The sequence below is a fragment of the Streptomyces sp. NPDC006879 genome, from assembly GCF_042869595.1.
Classification (GTDB): Bacteria; Actinomycetota; Actinomycetes; order Streptomycetales; family Streptomycetaceae; genus Streptomyces.
On the sequence record NZ_JBIAGC010000010.1, the window covers coordinates 1 to 19,097 of the forward strand.

Sequence of the window (19,097 nt, forward strand, 5' to 3'; positions counted from 1 at the left end):
GCAAGATCCGATGCTCGACTACCCGCATCACCGCACTCGTCCAGGCCATCCTCGCCCTGCATCTGGCCAGCTCAGAGCGATGATGGAAAAGGCTCAATGACGGAATCATTACTGAGGCCGTGGAAGTTACCGAAGACACTCCCACCGTGCGCTGAGAGCAGAGCCAGGCATGAGTGCGCACTGATCTACGCTGCACAACGGCTATCGGTCGTCGGTTTCTTCCAAAGCCTGCTCGATCTGCTGGTTCGCATGTTGCTGGTTGCGACGGATTGCCTTGGCGTAGAAGCGGAAGAGCACGGCGATGCTGTGGCCGGCGCGGCGGGCGACCTCGGCCGGGGAGACGCCGGACTCCAACCAGAGCGAGACGCACGCGGCGCGGAGTCCGTACGGGACCTCGGCCAGTGGCGTCTTGGCTTCCTGCTTGGTGAGGACTGCTCGGCGAGAGGCCTTCCAGATGTCGCCGTACTCCTTGCTCAGGAGGCCGCCGCCACGGGCCGCGCGGAAGAGTCGGCCGTCCTCGGCCGTGCCGAACTCCGCGAGGTGGTCGCGGATCAGACGGACCAGGACGGGCGGGATCGGTACCTCGCGGGTGGCCTTCCGCGCGCGCTTCTTGAGGCCCCGGGAGTCGTAGGACTCCCCCGAGTCAGTCCAGCCGGATCCGACGCGCGGGGAGCTGGACGACAGGATGACTTGGCCCCAGCCTTCCTCGGGCAGGGTGAAGTCCGATTCGCGCAGGCTCACGGCTTCGCCGGGGCGGGTGGCCGCGTAGTAGAGGCACCCGAAGAACGCCTTGAGGTGGCGCCCGCGGCCTCCCTGCTCGCCCACGGCGTCGATGAGCTTGCGGGCCGGGGCGCCGGGCCGGGGACGTACCGGAAGTCGATCTCGTCGTCCGTCTCGGGTGCCGTCCAGTCCACCTTGGTCAGGGGCAGGGAGGGCAGGCGGTCCAGCTCGACGGCGTAGCGCAGGCAGTTGCTGAACACGGGCACCTTGCGGTTCACCGTGTTGTCCGCCGCAGCGGTCCCGTCCATCTTGCGGGCCAGCGCGTCCAGGGCGGACCGCACGACCGTCGGTGTGTTCAGGGCCGCGATGTCCACGGACTTGCGGCCGATCCAGTCGATGGCCGCCACGATGGCTTCGGGTGCTTCCTCGGTGTCGATGCGGGCCACGAGTTCGCCGTCCTGGTCGAGGACGAGGCGGAAGGGCCCGACCTCAACCCGAACAGGACACCGGCCAAAGCCGCTCCGGCCGACCGCGTGGTCACCTGCACCGATCAGGACCCAACCCTTCACGACGGGGCGACGGCGAACATACGTGGGCCCCGGCGCGGGAGGGGTGCGCCGGGGCCCGGGGAGGGGGCGGGGTCAGGCATTGACCTCGGCGGGGGCCGAGACCGGTGGGCGGACCCCGGTCAGTTCCTCGGCCCGGTCGAGGAGACGCGGGGCAAGCTCGGGGTAGAAGCCGCGGGCGACAGCTTGGAGGAGTTCGGCGATCGCCGCCAGCTCTCCGATGCGGCCGGCGGGGGTGTCGAGGACTTGGGCGAAGTCCGTCCGGATGCGCTCGGCAACGGCGGGGACGAGGAGGCTGTGAGCGTGCAGAAGCCCGGGGTCGTAGCCAACGGGGACACGGCCCCAGCGTTCCCAGTCCAGGAAGATCAGGGGCTGGCCGGTGATGTTGCCCCAGTGCAGGTCACCATGACCGGTGACCCGCTCGATCTTGCCGGGGGCGGGAATGCCGAGGAACTGGGGGAAGGCCCGCTCGATCCAGGAGTCCCGGACGGTCTCCTTGACCCCCTCCACCTGCGCCAGACGGTCGAGGGAGCGCCTCAGCAGGCCCCACCACTGCTCCGGAAGAGCGGGGTCCCGCACCAGGTCCGCGCGGGAGGGCGAGACCACCGGGTGGCGCACGCGGTCCAGGACCTCTGACTGAAACGACCACACGCCGTCCACCCAGTCGTGGACGCCGTGCAGCGCCGGGCGTGGCACGTCGCGCGGCACGAGGAGGGACGCGCCCACGGACCCTTGCCCTGGGGTGCGCCCCGCGTTCTTCAGATGGCCGCGGCTGACTCGAAGCCAGTAGTCGCCCGCGCTGCGGCCCAGCGTGAATCCGGCGAAGCCCCACACCGGGAGGCCCGTACAGGTGAGGCCCAGGGCTTTGGCCGCCCGCTCGTGCGCGGCCTCCATGAGTGCTCGGATGTCCTCATCCGGTGGCGAGTTCATCGGTCACTCTCCTGAGCTGTTCGGGGGTGAGGGGCGAAGCGAGTGCCTTCACCGCATCGTCCCAGTGATCACGATTCGTGGTGGACGTCAGCACGAAGTCCAGGGCGGGGCAGGACGCGGCGGCCAGGATGCCAGCGGCGCCGGCAGAGAGCCCGGGGCGGATCAGATCCACCAGTTCGGGTGTCATCGCATCCAGCAGTTCGCCGCCGTGCAGCGGAGCGGAGCCGAACGTGATCAGCCCGGCGTCCTTCGCCTGCACCAGCGGCCCGCCGCCGTTCAGGGCCTGCGTGATCGGGGCGTCATCGATCAGGCTGACGGGCATCTGTACCGCGATCAGGTGGTGATCGGATGACCCTGCCGCCTCCCGGGCCAGCGACAGCAGCTCAGGCACGCTGAACGCCCCCTCACGCAGGCCCGACCAGGTGGCCACCCCGTAGCCGGGGATGTGGCCCTCGTGCACCTGCTCTTCCAAGGCGGTGAACGCCTCGCGGAGCCGCCAGTGCATCACTGACCGGTCTCCTGCGTGACCGGCCCGTTCCGGGTTGTGTACGAACATCAGGTCCACGCGGCCGAGGAGGGCGAGCGCTTCTTCCACCTGATGGCCGACGAACGAGGGGTCGAGGCAGTGGCCGGCGGAGGCGTCCTGTTCGGTGAGCAGGCCCCTGCTGAGGGCGGCACGCCCCTGACTGCGGGTGAAGAAGCCCGTCTTGGTGGCGACGAGCGGAGGGCTGGGGGCTTCCCGCAGGACCCTGCCGAGGTCACGGAGGGCCTGGCCGTCGGCGTAGTTCGGCGCGGTGTCGATCCAGGGGGTCCCGGCCTGCACCGCCATGCGTGCTGTTTCCACCACGTCTCGGACCCGGTAGGTGCCCAGGGCCAGGGACGCCGTCACAGCCCCGCCCCCACGACGGCGACGGCCTGGCCCTCGATGAGGACCCAGATCAGGTCGGCCACGTCCTTGACCTCCAGGCCGGCGGCTGAGGCAAGGTCCCCCAGCGTCGTCGGCCGGCCGAGCAGCAGCGTGCGAAGGACCGGCCCTGCGGACTCCGCGAAGTCCCAGGCCGTCCCGGCCGCCGAGAACGTGACCGTGCTGTGCCCGTCGTTCACCGTCACACGTGCCCGTGGGGCGGTGAGCCGCACGGTGATCTCCGGCATGGAAGGGAGCCCGTCCACGTAGGGCAGCGACGGGACAGCATGCCCGAGGTCGGTCGTGTCGCCGGACTCCGCCCAGCGCTCGATCAGCCGGGGGTCAGCCAGGAAATCGAGCACTTCGCGGCGTACAGCGGCGAGGAAGTCCGACTGTTCCGGCAGGGCGGCGAAGCGGGGGACGTCCGTGCGCAGGGGCAGGGTGGCCCGGAGCTGGTCCACGACCCAGAGCATGAGATCGGCGCCGGTGTGGGGGACCATCCCGAAGGTCAGGTGGAGGGATTCCGTGCCTTGGTCCGCGGTGACCGCGTGCCACCAGCCGCGCGGCAGGTAGAGCACGTCACCGGCTGCGAGCACGATGTCCGCCACCGGGTCGCCCTCGGGCTGCTCAGGCGATTCGACGTCCCGGAAAGTAGGGGCCTGGCGGGTGGCCCCGTACAGGCGCCACCGTTTGGAGCCCTGCAGTTGCACCACCACGACGTCGTGGTCGTCCCAGTGGAGGCCGAAGCCCTCTCGCTCGGTCCACGACGCGTACGCGTTCGCCTGCACGGAGGTGCCCAGGAACCGTTCCAGCCCCTCGGCCGCCTCCCGCACGGCGGGGTGGATCTCCTCGACCGCGTCCAGGACCATCGAGGCGCCGTCCTTGAGCTGGGCGTGCAGCTCGGCCGGCTGGATGCGGGACCAGGTCACCGCGCGACGGTTGGTCGTGGGGACCGCGTAGCGGTGCAGCGGGACCATCTCGCCGTCGGCGGACAGACGGAGCCGGGGCGGTTCGAGACGCTGCGTGGCAATGATGTGGTTGAGGTCGTCCCAGGTGAACAGGCCCGCCACGTCGGCGGCGCCGGGGAAGTGTGCGTAGGAGCGGTGGTACGTCTGGGCGAGGAACGTGTCCCCGCCCAGACGCCCCGCCCACGAGGCTGCATCAAGCATCGTGGGCGGCCCCGTCAGTCGTTGCCGTCGGAACGGCCGCTGCTGACGTCGGACTCCTGCTCAGCGCGGGTCCGCGCGGCGACGATCTTCCGCTTCGCGACGAGCAGGCCACCCCCTTCGGGGGCCACGGAGCCGGTGTTCTCTTCCACCATCGAACTTCCCTCTCTACTCGGGGAACTCCCACCGGGTGTCCGGTGGGAAGACTGGGGGTCGGCGCGCTACGACGTGGCGTAGATGCCGACGGCGTACAGGCACACCGAGCCGATCACCATGGCGAGGTACAGCGGCCCGGCGTACCGCCCGAACCTGCGGAGCGCCCACCTGCCTAATCCGCTCACCGGAACCGGCCCGGAATGGCGGGGACCGTACGGAGGGTCCGGGCCGGGGGAGCCGACGAGCCGCCGCAGCGGGGGCACTCGCAGGGCGGGAAGCGTCCGGGGGAGGACAGGATCACCACCGGGTCGCCGTCCCGGACACACGTCGTCCGCGACCACGAGCGTCCGGAGTCCCGGGACACGCGGAGGGTCATCCGGATACGGCTCTCGGACTCGGTATCCGGTGAGCAGGAGGCCCCGCCGAATCCGTCACCCTGACCGCTGTCGGCCGTTGCCATGTCCGCACCCTTCCGTAGTCCCGTGCCCACGTCGTTCGCGACAACACCCAGGAAACAGCGCCGAGTCGGGAGCCTCCACGGCATCCATGCGGCAGGCTTGACGCAGATCCGTGCATGCGAGCCGAGGGGCCGGTAGCCACGGGAAGGGGTCGTCATGGGACTGGCGGAACGGCGCAGGACCCTGGGTTACAGTCAGGAGAAATTGGCCGAGTTACTTGGCGTGGACCGCACAACGGTCGGACGCTGGGAGAGCGGCAAGATCGCACCGCAGCCGCCCCAGCGACCAGGCTTGGCCGCCGCCCTTGAAGTCAACCTCCACGAGCTGGACGACCTCCTGAGACCGCCAAGAGACGGAAGCCAGGGAGTCGCAGGGCAGAAGTCCAGTGACCCCCCGAGCGCGGGAGACCCCGACGAGATGATCCGCCGCGAATTCCTCCGCATCCTCAGCGTCAGCGGTGCGCTGACCGCCTTACCGTTCGACGAGGCGGAGGCTCTGGCCGATGGCGTGCGCAGGGGCAGCCCCGCAGACTTCGCCCGGATGAACAGCCACCTGTGGCAGGTCTACCAACTCGCGCGGTCCAAGGGATCTGTCTATCCGATCGTCCGCGATCAACTGGCGACGCTGAACGAGGCCCTTGCCGGGGGCAGCCGGGGAAATTCGCGCCCGCTCCTCACTGCCGCAGCCGACCTGTTCCAGCTCGCGGGGGAAGTCGCGTACGACGCCAACCGGTACACCGACTCGGCGGCCTCGTACGCGCTCGCGGCATCCGTGAGCAAGGAGGCAGGGGCTTACGACCTGTGGGCCTGTGCCCTCGTACGGCACGCCTACGTGGACATGTCCGACCAGCGGTACGAGCAGGCGGCCGAGATCCTCGGCACGGCCCAACGCGTTGCGGCCCGAGGGGACAGGAGCCTGTCCACCCGGCAGTGGGTCGCATCGGTGCAGGCGGAGGTGTACGCCGGCCTCGGCGACCTGGCGGGATGCGAGCGAGCCCTCTGCCAGGCCGAGGAGGTTCAGAGCCTGTCGGAGGGCAGCACGAACGGCGGGTGGCTCCGTTTCGACGGCACACGGCTGGCGGAGGAGCGGGGAGCTCGGAACGTACAGCTTGGCCGCCTCGACCTGGCGGAGGACGCTCTCAGGCGGGCGCTGGACCAAAACTCGCTGGCTCCCGGATACTCGTACCGCCGCAGAGGCGCCGTCCTTGCCGACTTGGCCATAGTCGGGGCGAAGCGCCGTGACCCGGAGCAGGTGGTGACGTACGCCCGTGAGGCTCTGGCCCTGGCCCACGCATCCTCGTCCGGGTATGTCGCCCGTAGACTCCAAAGCCTGTGCGACGAGTTCGGACCCCTGAGCCGGGACCACCGCGTAGCGGAGCTGGGGGCGGAGATCGCCACACTGAGGACGCCGTGACGAGAGGGGTTGGCATGTCGCAGACCGAAGGCGCACGACTGTTCCGGGAAGCCTGGATCGCGGGAGTGCACCAGCACTTCCCCGGCGAGCCGAAGGCCGGCTACGTGACCCCGTGGGCGGACACGCCTCAGTGGGAGCGCGAGGCCGCGGGCGCGGTGCACGAGCAGGTCCGCCAGTTCATCGAGATCAGCGGCGGCTCCACGGCCCGGCTGACCCGCGAGCAGAAGAGCCGCTTCGTCGCGACGTGCTGGACCGCCCAGATGTTCAAGCACTTTGAAGACCCGAAGCCCGGGTACGTCGCAGACTGGCCGGACCTCCCGTCCTGGCAGCAGGAGACCGACGCGGACATCTTCGAGGCCATCGAGAAGTCACTGAGCTGACCACACCTCAACGTTTAAGGGTGCTTCGGTCGTAGTGGACCAGGTGTGGACCGCCATCGGCGGCGAGGGGCCCCGAGGGCGGGAAACGTGCAGGTCATCCACGAGGTAGACGCTTCCCGCAGCACTCTCTTGAACACCGCCGTGGCACGAGTGACCGTGGGTTCAAATCCCACACCCACCGCAGGCGAGGGGCCCCTGACCAGGTAACTCGGTCAGGGGCCGTTCTCTGAGCGCTGTCGGCCAGCAGCCGCGTCTCCCCGTTGCTTTGCGACCGAACGGGCAGGGGAGGGTCACGTCGTCGGACGGTCCCGAGTCGGTCAGCCGCGTACGCTCGCTTCAGGAGCAATCGTCAAGAGTTGTGGACTCGCTGGGGTGCTGATGCGTTCTGCGCTCCAGCAGCGTGACCGTGACGCCGGGCGCGACCTGGCGCTCGCCGACAGATACGAATCCGCGACGGTGATAGAGCGCGACTGCGGGCAGATTCGCGGTTCCGGTGGAGACGACGGTCAGTTTCGCAGGCTCGATCGAGTCCAGAGCGTCGAGAAGTGCTGTTGCGACGCCGCGGCGATGCGCGGCGGGATGGACCACGAGGCGGCAGATGTCCAGAGCGCCGTTCGGCAAACGAATCCAACCGACTGCTCCGACTCGTCGCAAACCCCGAGGAAAGACTCATCACACGCGCGCAACTGCTTGAGGGACTCGTGCAGGGCTGGGATGCCGTCGAAACCGATGAGTCGGGCTTCGACCGCGTAGGCGGCCCGCTGGAGGTCCCACAGGTGCCGCAAGGTGTCGGGCTCGGCCAGGTCGAGCTGGACTGGTTCATCAAAGGGCCGCCGGGGTTCGGTGGCAGTGTCGCGGTGGCCGGTCATCGTGCGATTCTGTCAAAACGCTCAGCCAGGACGCCGCTCTCGAACGTCGCGATCGGTGCATTGGCCTCGCCGCGTTCCAAGTGCGTTTCTGGTGTGGGGTGGTCGATCGCGGCGGGCGGACGTACTGCCGTGACAATGCCTTCGGCGTCCAGGTGGGTGCGGCAAGCGGTGGCGTCGGTGGCAGATGATCGTCATGCCCGGCGATCCGGCGAATTCCCTCCAACTCGCTGCCAGTTCTGGCCTACCTGGAGTGGCCGGCGGGTCAGGCAAGGCACTCGGCGCGGCCCGGCGTCGATCGTGAACGCGATGGCCTCTGGCGAGTCGCAGGACTGGTTGCCCACCAGGTGCCTCCAGTGGCTCGCCCCGGTCGCCCGCCCGGAAGCCGCTGGGTTCGCCTCAGGCGCCGAGCGCGACAGCTTCCGCACGCCGACGAGCGCGTTGCCGTTGACGATTTCGCGGTGGTCGATCCCGCAGGTGAGGGCGCAGCGGATGCGGTCTGTGTGAGGGGCCGCGACTCTGTAGGAGGGGCTGAAGCGACGGCAAGGAGGCCGCGATGTCCATGATGGACAAGCTCAAGCAGATGCTGAAGGGGCACGAGGAACAGGCTGGACAGGGCATCGACAAGGCTGGCGACTTCGTCGACGACAAGACCCAGGGCAAGTACAGCAGCCATGTCGACACCGCCCAGGAGAAGCTCAAGGATCAACTGGGTCGGGACCAGGACAGTCCACCTCAGCAGTAGTGCGGGCGATCGGCCGGTCGGATCAGTGACCTGAGCCCGGTGGACCAGGTGCCGGCCGCCGGGAGCGGCGAAGGCTCCTGAGTGCTGGGAACGAGCAGGTCGGAGGATTAGCTGATGAGAAGGGGTGTCCGGACCAGGGCGCCCCTTCGGCACGGGGGCTGGCTCGCCGGCGGGCAACTCGTTCGATTTCCGGGCAGGGGCAGAGCCTGCCCTGCACCTGCACCAGCGGGCCGCCCTCGTTCAGGGCCCGGGTGATCGGGGGACCTTGCGGCTTTCATCCCCATTGGGTGATGACCCGCCACGCTACCTGGGCTTGGCTGTCACACGTACCGGAGGTTCCGCTCGGCCGTGGGATGTCCTTCCGCACCGTGCGCCTCCACCTGGAGACAGCCCATATGAAGGAGTACGGACATGAACGAGCTTGACCTGCGCCTCGAACAGGAGAAGCCCGAGATCGAGGTGCTTCCTCACGCGCACTCGCTGAGTTCCACGGTGGGCACCGGGTCGTCGGTGAGCACGATGGGAGGTACCGCAGGGACCATCGGCACGATCGGCTGTAGCTGACGGCCACGGCCGTCCCGACTCCCGCGCCCGCCGCCCGGCCGACGGAGACGGGTGGTGTCGGTCAGCGCGGCAGGTGAGGGACCGCCGCTTGCGGTCGAGGGCCGGCCCCTGGTGGACGACCGGGGGGCTCCCCCCGTACCTGTACCCGGCCAGTGGTACGGGTGCGCGGGGGCAGCCGAGACCGGGTCGACATCGCCGAGGTGCTCGGTCACCGCGCAGGGTGCCCAGCGTCCTCACGCCGGCGGAGTCGGTACGGGTCGGGCGTCGAACGGGTGCTTTGAGCGGAGGACCGTGGCTGAGCAGGGCAGCACGATCGGCCATGTGGGCCGCTCAAGACGCGAGCGTGGTCCGTCCGTTGGTGATCGCCTGGCGACGCGAGCTGACGCCGAGCGGTTGCCCGCGGTGTGGTGGGCCGTTGTCCGGCCGTGCGTCACAGTGTGGCCGCGGGGCGCTTCTGTGGCTCCGTCCCCTGGTTGCGGCGAAGATTGAGGTATGTGGGAGCAAGCCTCCGGCATGTCGGCAGCGGGGCCCGGTCTGGCTGCGCTGGATGAGCCGCTGGTGCGGGCGGTGGCCGAGACGGGCGCGTACGCCGGCGGCCTCTACCTGCTGGATGCCCGGGCACAGGTGCTCCGCCTGGCCGTGGTGACGGGCTTCCCTCCCGATATGGCCGGGGCGTGGACACGGGTGCCGGTGGCGTCTCCGGTTCCGTCCGCCGCGGCGGTGCGCGAGCAGCGGCTGATCTGGTTGGGCAGTGGCAGCGAGACCGCGCGCCGTTTCCCCCGCAGCGCACTCGCCCTGCCGTACGACTTCGCTCAGGTCGCGGCTCCGGTGATGAGTGGGACGAGCTGTTGGGGCGTGGTCGTGATGCTGTGGTCCGGGGCGCACCCGTCACGGTTGGCGGCCCGGGAACGGGAGGTGATCGATGAGTTCTGTCGGAGGGCAGGGGCTTTGCTGAGGCAGGCCGCGTACGGTGGACGGCCGCTCCTGGCCGGACCGGAAACGCGCGTGCTGGACCGGTCACCGGTGCGCCGGTGGGATCCGTCCGAGGCGCGGGCCGCGCTGGACTTCATCGACGCCCTACCGGAGGGCTGCTGTGCCCTGGACCTGGACGGTCGGGTTGTCTTCGTTACCGAGCTGGCGGCGCAGCTGTTGGGCAGGAGCGTTTCCGAGCTGCTCGGAAGCCGTCCTTGGGAGGCGTTGCCCTGGCTGGACGACCCTGATCTGGAGGACCGTTACCGGGCCGCCGTGGTCAGCCGTCGGTCCATGTCGTTCACGGCGCGGCGCCCGCCGGACCAGTGGCTGTCCTTCCAGCTCTATCCCGGCGTCGCCGGACTCAGTGTGAGGATCAGCCCGTTGGAAGGCGGCCCGCCCCATCCGGATCCAGGAGGCACGAGCCCTTCTCGCCGTTCGTTGCCCCTCGCGTCCAGCCGGGCGGGCGTGCTCTACCAGTTGATGGGGTTGGCGGCCACGCTCACCGAGGCCGTCAGCGTGCGCGACGTGGTGGACCTGGTAGCCGACCACATCATGCCCGTCTTCGACGCGCAGGCGCTCGCCCTCTACCTGGCGGAGGGCGAGCGCCTCGTGGCCGTGGGGGGGCGCGGGTCCACGGCGGATCGCGGGGTGGGGTTCGATGCCGGAAGCGAGACGGTGCCGCTGCCTGTCCAGGAGGCCGTCACGGCGCGGGCCGCCCGGTTCATCGGTTCCCCCGACGAGCTGGAGCGGGTGTGTCCGGGGGCGCCTCGGCCGGCGGGAACGGCCGCGTGGGCCGTTCTGCCGTTGATCGCCTCGGATCGCACCGTCGGCTGTTGCATGTTGGCTTTCGGTGCACCGCGCGCGTTCGCTCCCGAGGACCGCGTCACCCTCACCGCGCTGGCCGGACTGGTGGCGCAGGCTCTGGACCGTGCCCGCCTGTTCGACGTCACGGACCGTCTCGCCCGCGGACTTCAGGCCAGCTTGCTCCCCCACACCCTGCCTGATCTGCCGGGGCTCGATGTGGCCGCCCGCTACCTCCCGGCGACCCGGGGCGTCGACATCGGTGGCGACTTCTACGACCTCATCCGCCTCGGCTCCGCGGGTGCCGCGGCCGTGATCGGCGATGTCCAGGGCCACAACGTCACTGCCGCCGCCCTGATGGGGCAGGTCCGTACCGCGGTCCACGCCCACGCGTCGGCCGGGGCGCATCCCGCCGAGCTCCTGGCCCGTACCAATCGTCTGCTCACCGAGCTAGATCCGGGGTTGTTCACCAGTTGCCTGTACGTGCACATCGACGTGCGGGCGCAACGCGCGCTGTTGGCTTCGGCCGGGCACCCCCCACCCCTGTTGCGGCGCCCTGACGGTCGCGTCGAGGTCGTCGACGTTCCTCCTGGCCTGTTGCTGGGTATCGAGGCGGCTGCCGAGTACGTGAGCGTGGAGGTGACGCTACCGCCCGGCTGTGTCCTCGCCCTCTACACCGACGGACTCGTGGAGGCCCCGGGCGTCGACCTCGACCAGTCGATCTGCGAGCTCGCGGACGAACTGGCCCGTGCCCCGGCTCGGCCGCTCGAAGAGCTTGCTGATCACCTGGTGCGGGGGGTCAAGCGCACCGGTTACGACCGGGACGACATCGCCCTGCTGCTCCTCGGCCCGACCGCGGGGGACGGTACGGCTGGCCCCTAGCGGGTCTGCCCCGCGCGGTGGCGGGAGGCGGACGGGCCCGGAGGGGTGGTGTGGGGTGCCCGTGTACGTCGTCGGTGGCAAACTCCCTGGCGGGGCACGGTGCACGGGCCGGCGACCGAGGCGTAAAGATCGCGTATGGGGGGCTTTCTCTGGCCGTCCGGATGGTTATCGTCATTCCGTGCGAATGATCGAAATGTCTCTCCACGGTGCTGCGGGCCCACTGTGGTGATCCGTTCCCGGCCGCAACTGCGGCACCCGGCCCAGGTAGTCGTGGTGGGGTTCGCGGGTGCGATAGCGGTCGGCACCGGGCTGCTGATGCTTCCGGTGGCCAAGGCGGGGTCGGGTGGGGCGGGGCTGTTGGACGCCTTGTTCACGTCGGTGTCCGCGGTCTGTGTGACCGGGTTGGTGGTCGTGGACACCGCCACCTTCTGGACGCCCTTCGGACAGGTGGTGATCCTGGGACTGATCCAGCTCGGCGGCCTGGGGATCATGACCTTCGCCTCCATGCTCGGTCTGTTGATCTCTCGGCGGATGGGGCTGCGGGCTCGTCTGACCGCGGCTGCCGAGACGAAGACACCGGGTCTGGGGGACGTTCGCTCGGTGGTCCTGGGGGTGGTCAAGGTCAGCCTGTTGCTGGAGGCGATCACGGCGCTGGCGCTCGCCCTGAGGTTCGGCCAGGGGTACGGCATGTCGGTGCCGCGGGCGCTGTGGCAGGGCGTGTTCCACGCCGTTTCGGCGTTCAACAACGCCGGGTTCGCCCTGTACCCGGACAGCCTCGTGGGTTTCGTCGGGGACCCGTGGGTCTGCCTGCCGATCGCCGCCGCGGTGGTCGCGGGTGGCCTGGGCTTCCCGGTGCTCTTCGAGCTGCGGCGCCGGTGGCGGAGGCCGGCTGCCTGGTCGCTGCACACCAAGATCGTGGTGTGGGCGAGCGGGATCTTCCTGCTGGGCGGGAGCGCCTTCGTCACCGCCGTCGAGTGGGCCAACCCGGCGACCCTGGGAGCCCTGGACGTGCCGGGGAAGCTGTTGGCCGGCTTCTTCCAGGGGGTGATGCCACGGACCGCCGGGTTCAACAGCATCGACATCGGTCAGATGAACCCGGCCTCGTGGCTCGGCATGGACGTGTTGATGTTCGTCGGCGGGGCGAGCGCGGGTACGGCGGGTGGAATCAAGGTGACCACCTTCGCCGTGTTGTTCTTCGTCCTCTACGCCGAAGTCCGCGGTGAGGGCGCGGTGAACATCTTCCACCGGCGACTACCGGGCGAGGTCCAGCGGCAGGCGTTGACGGTGGTCCTGCTCTCGGTGGCGGCCGTGGTCGGCTCCACGGTGGCCTTCATGGTGTTCACCGACTTCGATCTGGACCGAACGTTGTTCGAAGTCGTTTCGGCCTTCGCCACGGTGGGTTTGTCCACTGGCATCACCGCCGATCTGCCGGGAACCGAACGGATCCTGTTGATCGCGCTGATGTTCATCGGCCGGCTGGGTCCCATCACGGTGGCCTCCGCGCTCGCACTGCGCCAGCGCGTCCGCATGTACGACCTTCCCGAGGAGCGACCCGTCATTGGCTAGGAACCGCAGCCCCAAGAGCCGTCGCATCGCTGGCGGCGACTCCGTCGTCGTGATCGGGCTGGGCCGTTTCGGGCGTGCCCTGGCCCTGGAACTCGTCGAGGAGGACACCGAGGTTCTCGGCATCGACGAGGATCCCGAGGTGGTGCAGCAGTTGGCGGGTTCGCTGACGCACGTGGTGCGCGCGGATTCCACCAAGGAGAGCGTTCTGCGACAGTTGGCCGTGCATGAGTTCGACCGTGCGGTCGTGGCGATCGGGAGCGATCTGGAGGCCAGCATCCTCACGGCCTCCCTGTTGGTGTCCTTCGGCATCCAGAACGTGTGGGCCAAGGCGATCAGCGAGCCCCACGGCCGTATCCTCACCCAACTCGGTGTGCAGCACGTGGTCTATCCCGAGCACGACATGGGTCAGCGGGTCGCCCATCTGGTGCGTGGCCGGATGCTCGACTACATCGAGTTCGAGGACGACTTCGCCATGGTCAAGACGACTCCGCCGGCGGCCGTGGTCGGCAGGCGCCTTGCCGATAGCGCGGTTCGGTCGCGTTACGGAGTCACCGTCGTCGCGATCAAGCGCCCGGGCGAGGGCTTCACGTACGCGACCGCGGAGACGGTGGTGCGGGCCGATGACACGATCATCGCCGCTGGACGGACCCGCCAGACCCAACGGTTCAGCGAGCTCCGCTGAGCTCGTCCCGAAGCGGGTGCGGGCACGGGGCCGGCGCTGGGTAGGGGGGATGTCATGGACCTTGTGCGCACCCCGCAGGCCCTCGAATGGGACGGCACGTTCCCCGGGCACGTCTGGTACGTCTCCTACGGATCCAACATGCACCTGGGGCGGTTGGCCTGCTACCTCGCGGGTGGGACGCCACCGGGCTCAGTCCGCAGCTATCCGGGCTGCCGCGACCCCCGGGCTCCTGCGCGCTCGGTGCCGGTGGAGTTGGTCGGGTGCCTGTACTTCGCCACTGAATCCGTGGTGTGGAGCGGCGGTCGGGGTTTCTACGATCCCCGCGCCGCCGGTCGCCTGCGGGCCCGCGCGCACCTGGTGACGGCTCAGCAGTTCTCGGACATCGCGGCGCAGGAGATGTACCGGGAGCCCGGTCGGGACATCGATCTGGCTCCGGTCCTGCGGTATGGCCGGACCGCCTGTGGGCCCGGGCGCTACGAGACGCTGGTCTGCGCGGGTGCCCTTGAGGGGGTTCCGCTGCTCACCTTCACGGCCCCGTGGTCGATGGACGAGGTGGCGTGGAACAGTCCCTCCGCCCCTTACCTGCGGATGTTGGCGGGCGGGATGGTGGAGTCGGGGGCGTGGGACGCGCCGTCCGTGGCCGACTATCTCGCCTCGCGGCCGGGCGCTGCTGGACGGTGGCTGGCACGGGAGATCATGCCGCTGTTGGCCGCTGGTTGAGGGCCCGCTCACCCGGCGGGCCCGGCCGGCGCAGGCCCGGCGTGCGGGGTGTCGAGCGTCGGGGTATCGGCGGTCCGGACGTCCGGGGCGGTCCTGGCGCCCTGGTGCGGGGTCTTCGGGGGGCTCTCGGCGTCTTGGGGGCGGTCCTCGGGGAGGGTGCTCCACCTGGGTGGTGTTCATCTGACGATCTGCGCGTGCGTCGGCGGTGGTGATGGATATGCCCGAGTTGCGGGCCCATGATGCTGAATGTATGTAGATCCGCCAGTCGGGAATGAGGGTCGTCATGACGGTCAGCAAGGTCGTGTCGGTGTGGACCGCGTTCATCGCCGCTCTCGCGGCGATCGTGCGCGTGCTCGGGTTCGGTGGGAACCGGGCCGTCCTGCCTTCGGGCACCCCTGTCCGCACTGCCGCCTCCGCTCGCCCGGTTGCGGCCGGGCAGGTGGCGACCCTTCCCTCGGCGGAGCCGGCCGCGGTGTCCTGGCACTCCTGGCGGCCCGGTCGGGTGCGGGCTCTTCCTCCGACGATCAAGCAGCGCATCCGCGCAGAAGCGCACGGCTCCTCGCCGGCGGTGCGTCGTACCGCGGCGGTCGGCGCCCGGCTGGCCGTGCCTGCCGACGCCGGTTACGGCCTCGTGGCCTGAGCACGGTAGCGCCGGGCCGCCGAAGCTATGGTCCTGCCCGCCTCCCGCTCACTGAGCCCGGTACGGGCCGCGGCGCGGGCGAGCGGGGTGGCCAAGACCTCGCCCAAGCCGCTCTCGTAGGCCCGGCAGGCGGCCCAGAACAGCCTGGTGTTGCGTTGGCCCGGGTGGGCGGCGAGCACGAACTGCACCAGGGCGCGTCCGGCTGACCCACGGTGACCGGCGCTGGTTCGGGGTTTCGGGGCGGCGGGTGCGAGCAGTTGGAGCAGCGCTTCGGGGCAGGGCGCGGGTGGCAGCCCGGTGCTCTCGGGGGTCAGTCGGTAGGTGCCGCGCGTTCCCAGTGAGCCCGGCCCGACCAGGTAGCCGCCGGCGCCGCGGACGTCGATGCCGGGGGCGAGGCGGCTGGCCGAGTTCGCGACCACCGCCTCCGCGGTGCCGGCGAACCAGAGGTGGAGGCCGCCACTGGGCGTATGCACACTGACCGTCTCGGGGAGGGTGAACAAGTGGCGCAGCGCCAGGTGGCGCAGCGCGCTGCGGCTGTGTGGGGCAGCGGAGTCCGACCCGTCCGGGCGTACGTCCAGGTCGAGGCCGATCAGGTGGTAGGGCGCGAGTCCGCAGGCCACGCCGTAGCCAGTGGCCCATGGAGCGGCGGCGAAGAGGGCGCGCACGGCGCGGGGGTCGTTGGTGGCGTCGTGGACTCCGTGGCCGGGGCGACCGCAGGCGCCGCGGCAGGTGGGGGCCGACGGGTGGTGGGGCGAGGGGATGGCCGGGTGTTTGGTGCGGGTCAGGGGGATGACCGACAGTCCGTGTTCGGCCGCGGACAGTGCGTGGGCGAGGGCCAGAGAGTGGATATGGCGAGGGCGGATGGCCATGGGTTCATTTTCGTACAGATGTTCGAATCGGGGGGAAGGGGGTAGTCCGTTCTGCAGGGGATTGGCAGAAAAAGTGGAGAAACGCTTCATCTCTTGCGGTGAGCGGAGTGTGGTGGCCGGAACCGGCTACGGGGTGGGGGGCGAGGGCTCTATTGGTCATGGGGGGGGTTTATCTGATGTTGCTCATGCTTGAGAGGGAATCAGGGCCTCCGGGGTGGTTCGCCGGGGAATCGGTGGGCAACTCTGGTCTCGCGACGTCGTCAGCAACACCGCAACAGCCGGTGAACGCCCTGGTGGTTGGCCAACTGCCTTGGTAGCGAACCGACTTCTGAACCACCGCTTCACGGAGGAAACACCATGGCAAGCATCCGCACCGCTCGCGTCATCGCCACCTTCGCGGCCCTCCCGCTCGCCGCCGCCCTCTTCACCGGAGTGGCCCAGGCCGACACCGGCGCCGGCGCAGACAACGGGTCCAACGCGACCGTGGCGAGCATCATCGGGAGCGGCGTCGGTGGTGCGAACCTGGGCAACTCGTCCACCTCGCAGCAGGTGGCGAGCGGTTCCGGCGCTTCGAACCAGAACAACACGGCGCAGGTGAACGGTTCCGCCTTCACGGCCATCGACCAGTCCAACAACAACGTGGCGGTGAACTTCTTCCCCTGGTGGTCGTAGTCATCGGGCGGCCCCGGGGAGGGGTCGCCTGTGGGTGGGGGTGGGTGGGCGGGTAGTCGTCCGCAGGAGAGGTCTGTGTGACGGGGCTGGCTGGGGTCCCGTCGTGCAGGCCTCTTCGTCCTGTCCCTCGTCGCCACCTTGACGCCCCGCAAAGTTCTGACGGATAGTCAGATCTATTGGTCCGGAGCCCCAAAGGCCCTCAGCAGTGACGGGAGGTCGCCGCGTGCACCTCGCCCCGAGCGCGCGACATGTGCAGCTACGAGCCGAACTGCACGACTACTTCGCGACGTTGATGCCGAGCGGGCCACCGGATGCCACCGACCGCGACGCAGTGCGTGCGCTGTTGCGCCAGATCGGTGCCGACGGGCTGCTGGGTCTTGGCTGGCCGACCGAGTACGGGGGGCAAGGGCGCGGCCCGGACGAGCAGTTCATCTTCTTCGACGAAGCCCAGCGGGCCGGGGCCCCGGTGTCGATGGTCACTCTCAATACCGTCGGGCCGACCCTCATCAAGTACGGCAGCCCGCACCAGAAGGCCCACTTCCTGCCGCGCATCCTCAGCGGCGAGATCGTCTTCGCCATCGGGTACAGCGAGCCGGAGGCCGGCACCGACCTGGCGGCCCTGCGGACCCGGGCCGTGCGCGAAGGCGACCACTGGGTGGTCGACGGGCAGAAGATATTCACCTCCAACGCCCAGCACGCCGACTGGATCTGGCTCGCCTGCCGCACCGACCCCGAAGCGCCGAAACACCAGGGCATCTCGATCATCCTGGTTCCCACCGACTCCCCCGGCTTCTCCTGGACCCCGATCGAGACGGTCGGCGGACTGACCACCACAGCCACCTACTACGACGCGCTGCGGGTGCCCGCCGACCATCTCGTGGGCCCCGAGCACGGCGGCTGGGGGCTGATCACCAACCAGCTCAACCACGAACGGGTCGCCCTGGCCGCCCTCGGCATGCAGGCCGAAGACGCCTTCCAAGACGCCCTGGAACACACCCGGGCCTGCGACCCGGTCACCGGCCGCCGTCCCGCCGACCACCCCTGGGTCCGTTCCAGGTTGGCCGAAGCGTCCGCCCGGCTCGCGGCCCTGCGCCTGTTGAACTGGCGCCTGGTCCAGGACGTCGGCTCGAACACCCTGGCACCGGGCGACGCCAGCGGGGTCAAGTTCTTCGGTACCGAATCCACCGTCGAGGTCTACCGGATCTGCCAGGAGGTGGTGGGCGAGCGAGCCCTGCTGCGCGGGCCCGTCGGCACCTGCGGTCGGCAGGCAGCGGGCTGCTACGACGACGGATCGCTGGAGCGGATGAACCGGGCTGCGCAGATCAACACCTTCGGTGGCGGCGTCAGCGAGATCCAGCGGGAGATCCTCGCCGGGACACGGCTGGGCATGAAGGGACGCAGGCGGTGACCGGGGCCGTCGGCGGTTCGGACGCCGGAGGGCCGCAGGGGCTCGACGGCGCTCCGCGCCCCGCCAGGGCGGGCGCGCCGGAGGCGGAGTTCCACGTGCTGTTGAAGTCCTTCGAGGGCCTGCCGGCCACCTCGGGCGCCGGCAAGGACCCCGTTGACGCTGCCATGATCCGACACTGGTGCGAGGCGATGGGTGACACCCACCCCGCCTACGCAGGTCCGCGGGCCGTGGCCCCGCCCGCGATGCTGCAGGCATGGACCATGGGCGGCCTGTCCGGTCACACCGCGCGCACCGGCCCCTACGAGGAACTCCTGGCTCTCCTCGACTCCGCCGGATGTACCTCCGTCGTCGCCACCGACTGCCAGCAGGAATACCTACGACCCCTGCGCCCGGGAGACCGGATCGACTTCGAGTCGGTCATCGAGGCGGTGTCCCCGAGAAAGGCCACCGCGTTGGGATCCGGTCACTTCGTGACCACCCGTACCGAGGTGCGCGTCGAGGGAGAACTCGCTGGCACCCATCGCTTCCGCATCCTCAAGTACGAGCCCGCGCCCCGTCCTGCGGAGCCGTCGAAGCCGGCCGCCGCGCGTCGTCCCCGCCCCGTCGTCAACCGTGACAACGCGGGCTTCTGGGAGGGTGTGGCAGCTCACCGGCTGCTGATCCAACGCTGCACCGGCTGCCAGGAGTTGAGGTTTCCCTGGCTGCCCGGATGCAATGCCTGCGGTGATCTCGGGTGGGAGCCCGTCGAGGCCGTCGGCAGCGGGACGGTCTTCTCGTACGTGGTCATGCACCATCCACCGTTCCCGGCCTTCGACCCCCCTTACACCGTCGGCCTCGTCGAACTCGTCGAAGGAGTGAGGATGATCAGCAACATCATCGGGGTCGCGCACGAGGAGGTCCACGTCGGGATGCCGGTGCGGCTGGAGTTCCTGCGCGTGGACGAGGAACTCGAACTGCCCGTCTTCCGGGCCCTGTCCCCAGCGGCTGCCGGACCGGCCGATGCGAACGGGTCCTGAC

At 69.8% G+C, this 19,097-nt stretch carries 22 protein-coding genes and 1 pseudogene; 14 read left to right on the forward strand and 9 right to left on the reverse strand.

Translation table 11 applies throughout. From position 1 onward, the window contains the following. Nucleotides 1–83, forward strand: a pseudogene (locus ACFYMC_RS10490) (IS5/IS1182 family transposase); the annotation flags it as partial. Between the two features lie 118 nt (nt 84–201). Here ACFYMC_RS10490 and ACFYMC_RS10495 read toward each other — a convergent pair. The 6 genes from ACFYMC_RS10495 to ACFYMC_RS10520 all read right to left on the reverse strand — a co-directional run bounded on the left by ACFYMC_RS10495 (nt 202) and on the right by ACFYMC_RS10520 (nt 4,441). Further along, nucleotides 202–825, reverse strand: a complete 624-nt coding sequence (locus ACFYMC_RS10495) for a hypothetical protein (RefSeq protein ID WP_388521873.1) — start codon at nt 823–825, stop codon at nt 202–204. Further along, a complete protein-coding gene (locus tag ACFYMC_RS10500) occupies nt 738–1,289 on the reverse strand; it encodes a hypothetical protein (protein ID WP_388521876.1) in 552 nt (183 codons plus the stop codon). Before ACFYMC_RS10500 ends, ACFYMC_RS10495 begins: the two co-directional genes overlap by 88 nt. A gap of 72 nt (nt 1,290–1,361) precedes the next feature. Next, nucleotides 1,362–2,216: a hypothetical protein gene (locus ACFYMC_RS10505; protein WP_388521879.1), complete on the reverse strand. Its 855-nt coding sequence runs from the start codon at nt 2,214–2,216 to the stop codon at nt 1,362–1,364. After that, complete coding sequence (locus ACFYMC_RS10510) at nt 2,197–3,105, reverse strand: aldo/keto reductase (protein ID WP_388521881.1); 909 nt, start codon at nt 3,103–3,105, stop codon at nt 2,197–2,199. The genes ACFYMC_RS10505 and ACFYMC_RS10510 overlap by 20 nt, the downstream gene beginning before the upstream one ends. Continuing rightward, on the reverse strand, nt 3,102–4,289 hold the full coding sequence (locus ACFYMC_RS10515) for a cupin domain-containing protein (RefSeq protein ID WP_388521883.1): 1,188 nt from the start codon (nt 4,287–4,289) through the stop codon (nt 3,102–3,104). Before ACFYMC_RS10515 ends, ACFYMC_RS10510 begins: the two co-directional genes overlap by 4 nt. A 14-nt stretch (nt 4,290–4,303) precedes the next feature. Then, nucleotides 4,304–4,441 carry a hypothetical protein gene (locus ACFYMC_RS10520; protein ID WP_169435287.1) on the reverse strand — a complete coding sequence of 46 codons (138 nt, stop codon included), beginning with the start codon at nt 4,439–4,441 and terminating at the stop codon, nt 4,304–4,306. Between the two features lie 615 nt (nt 4,442–5,056). Here ACFYMC_RS10520 and ACFYMC_RS10525 point away from each other — a divergent pair. Continuing rightward, nucleotides 5,057–6,313 (forward strand): helix-turn-helix transcriptional regulator, encoded by a 1,257-nt coding sequence (locus ACFYMC_RS10525; protein ID WP_388521887.1) that lies wholly within the window; start codon nt 5,057–5,059, stop codon nt 6,311–6,313. A gap of 14 nt (nt 6,314–6,327) precedes the next feature. Beyond that, complete coding sequence (locus ACFYMC_RS10530; RefSeq protein WP_388521890.1) at nt 6,328–6,693, forward strand: hypothetical protein; 366 nt, start codon at nt 6,328–6,330, stop codon at nt 6,691–6,693. A 336-nt stretch (nt 6,694–7,029) separates the two neighbouring features. Here ACFYMC_RS10530 and ACFYMC_RS10535 read toward each other — a convergent pair whose 3' ends face one another. Together ACFYMC_RS10535 and ACFYMC_RS10540 are read right to left on the reverse strand one after the other, a co-directional pair. Continuing rightward, on the reverse strand, nt 7,030–7,281 hold the full coding sequence (locus ACFYMC_RS10535) for a GNAT family N-acetyltransferase (RefSeq protein ID WP_388522286.1): 252 nt from the start codon (nt 7,279–7,281) through the stop codon (nt 7,030–7,032). Continuing rightward, nucleotides 7,200–7,562, reverse strand: coding sequence for a hypothetical protein (locus ACFYMC_RS10540; protein WP_388522309.1), 363 nt, complete (start codon nt 7,560–7,562; stop codon nt 7,200–7,202). Before ACFYMC_RS10540 ends, ACFYMC_RS10535 begins: the two co-directional genes overlap by 82 nt. A gap of 306 nt (nt 7,563–7,868) precedes the next feature. Here ACFYMC_RS10540 and ACFYMC_RS10545 point away from each other — a divergent pair, with 306 nt between their 5' ends. The 8 genes from ACFYMC_RS10545 to ACFYMC_RS10580 all read left to right on the forward strand — a co-directional run bounded on the left by ACFYMC_RS10545 (nt 7,869) and on the right by ACFYMC_RS10580 (nt 15,131). Continuing rightward, on the forward strand, nt 7,869–8,066 hold the full coding sequence (locus ACFYMC_RS10545) for a hypothetical protein (protein ID WP_388521892.1): 198 nt from the start codon (nt 7,869–7,871) through the stop codon (nt 8,064–8,066). A gap of 49 nt (nt 8,067–8,115) precedes the next feature. Beyond that, nucleotides 8,116–8,304, forward strand: coding sequence for an antitoxin (locus ACFYMC_RS10550; protein ID WP_388521895.1), 189 nt, complete (start codon nt 8,116–8,118; stop codon nt 8,302–8,304). 411 nt (nt 8,305–8,715) lie between these two features. Continuing rightward, a complete protein-coding gene (locus ACFYMC_RS10555; RefSeq protein ID WP_388521897.1) occupies nt 8,716–8,868 on the forward strand; it encodes a thiocillin family RiPP in 153 nt (50 codons plus the stop codon). Between the two features lie 492 nt (nt 8,869–9,360). Beyond that, entirely contained in the window at nt 9,361–11,523 is a 2,163-nt protein-coding gene (locus ACFYMC_RS10560) for a SpoIIE family protein phosphatase (protein ID WP_388521900.1), read from the forward strand. Between the two features lie 222 nt (nt 11,524–11,745). Continuing rightward, nucleotides 11,746–13,089, forward strand: a complete 1,344-nt coding sequence (locus ACFYMC_RS10565) for a TrkH family potassium uptake protein (protein ID WP_388521902.1) — start codon at nt 11,746–11,748, stop codon at nt 13,087–13,089. Further along, nucleotides 13,082–13,771, forward strand: a complete 690-nt coding sequence (locus tag ACFYMC_RS10570; RefSeq protein ID WP_388521905.1) for a potassium channel family protein — start codon at nt 13,082–13,084, stop codon at nt 13,769–13,771. The genes ACFYMC_RS10565 and ACFYMC_RS10570 overlap by 8 nt, the downstream gene beginning before the upstream one ends. Before the next feature lie 54 nt (nt 13,772–13,825). Continuing rightward, nucleotides 13,826–14,491 carry a histone deacetylase gene (locus tag ACFYMC_RS10575; RefSeq protein ID WP_388521908.1) on the forward strand — a complete coding sequence of 222 codons (666 nt, stop codon included), beginning with the start codon at nt 13,826–13,828 and terminating at the stop codon, nt 14,489–14,491. 283 nt (nt 14,492–14,774) lie between these two features. Beyond that, nucleotides 14,775–15,131, forward strand: a complete 357-nt coding sequence (locus ACFYMC_RS10580) for a DUF6344 domain-containing protein (protein ID WP_388521911.1) — start codon at nt 14,775–14,777, stop codon at nt 15,129–15,131. Here ACFYMC_RS10580 and ACFYMC_RS10585 read toward each other — a convergent pair. After that, nucleotides 15,113–16,000, reverse strand: a complete 888-nt coding sequence (locus ACFYMC_RS10585) for a bifunctional DNA primase/polymerase (RefSeq protein WP_388521914.1) — start codon at nt 15,998–16,000, stop codon at nt 15,113–15,115. The two genes, ACFYMC_RS10580 and ACFYMC_RS10585, sit on opposite strands and share 19 nt — an antisense overlap. 357 nt (nt 16,001–16,357) lie before the next feature. Here ACFYMC_RS10585 and ACFYMC_RS10590 point away from each other — a divergent pair, with 357 nt between their 5' ends. The 3 genes from ACFYMC_RS10590 to ACFYMC_RS10600 all read left to right on the forward strand — a co-directional run bounded on the left by ACFYMC_RS10590 (nt 16,358) and on the right by ACFYMC_RS10600 (nt 19,096). Beyond that, complete coding sequence (locus tag ACFYMC_RS10590) at nt 16,358–16,672, forward strand: hypothetical protein (RefSeq protein WP_388521916.1); 315 nt, start codon at nt 16,358–16,360, stop codon at nt 16,670–16,672. Between the two features lie 223 nt (nt 16,673–16,895). Further along, complete coding sequence (locus tag ACFYMC_RS10595; protein WP_388521919.1) at nt 16,896–18,080, forward strand: acyl-CoA dehydrogenase family protein; 1,185 nt, start codon at nt 16,896–16,898, stop codon at nt 18,078–18,080. Beyond that, nucleotides 18,077–19,096 (forward strand): bifunctional MaoC family dehydratase N-terminal/OB-fold nucleic acid binding domain-containing protein, encoded by a 1,020-nt coding sequence (locus ACFYMC_RS10600; protein ID WP_388521921.1) that lies wholly within the window; start codon nt 18,077–18,079, stop codon nt 19,094–19,096. Before ACFYMC_RS10595 ends, ACFYMC_RS10600 begins: the two co-directional genes overlap by 4 nt. The last annotated feature ends 1 nt before the right edge of the window (nt 19,097 follow it).